General features: G+C 49.3%; 3 protein-coding genes. 1 reads left to right on the top strand and 2 read right to left on the bottom strand.

The window, feature by feature from the left end; genetic code table 11:
* The coding region (locus tag KTF55_RS09875) for a restriction endonuclease subunit S (RefSeq protein ID WP_192919620.1) at positions 1-486 on the top strand (486 nt) is incomplete at its 5' end.
* Here the strand turns inward: KTF55_RS09875 and KTF55_RS09870 are convergent.
* Together KTF55_RS09870 and KTF55_RS09865 are read right to left on the bottom strand one after the other, a co-directional pair.
* On the bottom strand, positions 476-1,270 hold the full coding sequence (locus KTF55_RS09870; RefSeq protein ID WP_006235246.1) for a tyrosine-type recombinase/integrase: 795 nt from the start codon (positions 1,268-1,270) through the stop codon (positions 476-478). The two genes, KTF55_RS09875 and KTF55_RS09870, sit on opposite strands and share 11 nt — an antisense overlap.
* A gap of 33 nt (positions 1,271-1,303) precedes the next feature.
* Positions 1,304-1,816, bottom strand: a 513-nt coding sequence (locus KTF55_RS09865; RefSeq protein ID WP_192934321.1) for a restriction endonuclease subunit S, incomplete at its 5' end; no start/stop codon positions are given.

Raw genomic sequence — 1,816 nt, 5'->3', positions numbered from 1 at the left:
CGTCGTTTAGGGTCTCTTGTCTTGAATCGCGGGCAGAAGAGGCCTGAGGCGCGTTTTGCCTATATCGACATCTCGTCGATTGACAATGTGAACCAAAAGCTCGGACAAGAAACTGTTATAAATGCAGCTGACGCGCCCTCACGAGCAAGAAAGCTAGTCGCAAAGAATGATGTGCTCTATGCGACCGTCCGCCCTTATTTGCATAATGCCTGTATCGTAGATAAGGATTTTAATATTAAGCCCATCGCAAGTACTGGGTTTGCTGTCCTTTCATGTCTTGACGGATTCCTTCCTAGTTTTCTTCTCTACTTTTTGGTTTCTCCTAGCTTTGACTCTTATGCAAATGCCAATGAGAACGCGAAGGGGGTTGCCTATCCGGCAATCAATGACAACAGGCTGTATCGCGCTCTAGTTCCTGTTCCCCCGGCCAGCGAGCAGAAACGAATTGTTTCTAGAGTCACCGAAGTATTTGCTCTTACCAATTGACTGCTTCATCAACCGCGGCGCGCTGTTCATCGGCAGTGCGCCGCAGATAGATTCGCGTTGTCTCAATGCTTTCGTGTCCCATAAGATCAGCAAGCAGTGAAATATCTGGGTTGCGGTTGATAAAGTTTTTTGCGAACAAGTGCCGAAATGAATGCGGGTATACGACGTCTTGGTCGACGCCATAGCGCAGTGCGGCACGCTTCAACCCTACGGATATGCCGCGCGAAGTAATCGCGTTGTCGTTTTTGCCTGGAAATAGAAGGCCATTCATTGGCTTGGCTTTCCATGTAAGACTTTCTTCACGCAAAGAGTCAGGTATCCAAATTCTCCTGAGCTTCTGGCCTTTTGAAACAATGTCCATATATCCAGCGGTAACGTGTTCTACTTTGAACTGTCTTAACTCACTTACTCTCGCACCCGTACAACCAAGAAAGCGAACGATGAAATACCAAAACCAATCACCGTCTTGCTTCAGGCCGCTGATTAACTGCATGTATTGTTCATTGCTGATGACATTGTCGAGAAACGGCTTCTGTTGAATTCGCACTCCTTTGAGTCGGATTCCATCGAAAGCGATGAAATCAAGGTAGGTGTTAATTGCGCCGATGCGGTTGTTAACCGTTTTCGGAGCGAATGAAGAAACCAGCCACTCTTTGTGCGCAAGAAGTGACTGGTTTGTTAGAGACTGAGTTTTATCGATAAGCTGGCATATTGCAAAGGAATAAGAATCAACAGTGTTTTCCGCATAACCCTTTTCCTGCAAGTATTGTACAAACATTCTCATGACATCTTCCTTTCGACGAGGTCATGAAAACAGTTAGACAAGTATTTTGAAAAGCCAGTCAACTTCATAAACGATGCGACGCTGCTCGGCGAGGGGCGGAACTGGGATTAGGTAGTTTCTGACCGTCTCCTGCGCAAGCTCTTTCTGCTTCGTGCTGCCGCTTGCCTGGTCTTCAATTTCAGACTGGACTGACGGCCCCGCGAAATAGGCGAAGGCAAACCGGTGATCAAGCCAATCTTCCCGCGTCCTGATCACCGTCACGTGGCTGTCGGCGACGGCCCAGCCGTATCTGTTTTTCGCCGAGTCATAGACCGCCATCCTGCCCAACGTGCCGAGGCCGGTCGAGTTCCAGAGAAGGTCACCATCCTTCAGAATCCGCTCATCCGCGTACTTGGATACGGTGGCTGGGTCGATGAACCTCGCCTTTTCCACGGAGAATCCGCTCCATTGGTTGCACTTTTGGGCGATCACGGGGTATTTCTCGACGGTCGAATACTTCGGCGACTTGCCCCTCTGGATGTAAGTGGTGACGCTCTCGAGCCTCGC

Source organism: Collinsella sp. MSK.8.10, from assembly GCF_019041915.1.
Classification (GTDB): domain Bacteria; phylum Actinomycetota; class Coriobacteriia; order Coriobacteriales; family Coriobacteriaceae; genus Collinsella.
The sequence above is the reverse complement of the archived record's forward strand: the minus strand, read 5'-3'. Positions and strand labels throughout refer to the sequence as shown.

Bases quoted from the DNA above. Each gene is read 5' to 3' on its own strand.
- KTF55_RS09870 (WP_006235246.1), bottom strand. From the start codon at position 1,270: ATGAGAATGTTTGTACAATACTTGCAGGAAAAGGGTTATGCGGAAAAC.